Genomic DNA, 253 nt, shown 5'->3' with positions numbered 1-253 from the left:
TGAAAAGGGCGTTCTATTTGTGTGTCTTCTTACAGTGTTTCAAAGAAATTCATACCAGTGTTCCATTGCCTTCCTCCTACATGCTCGATTTAGAGGCTGCCCTGACGTAAAAAGGGCAAATTCAAATCACTACGGAACAACGGGTTATCATCCCTTAGTGGCTTTTGATGGACTGACTGGTCTGTTTCTAGGTGCCGAACTTCGTCCGGGCAATGTGTACACGTCTAACAATGCAGAGGTCTTTTTAAAAGAT

At 43.5% G+C, this 253-nt stretch carries 1 pseudogene; it reads left to right on the top strand.

Annotation, left to right across the window (positions count from 1 at the left end):
* Positions 1–121 precede the first annotated feature (121 nt).
* A pseudogene (locus ACYQ4S_RS12990) lies at positions 122–253 on the top strand (transposase); the annotation flags it as partial.

This window comes from Alkalibacterium sp. s-m-28 (assembly GCF_054658175.1).
This window is presented reverse-complemented; position numbering and strand designations above follow the sequence as displayed.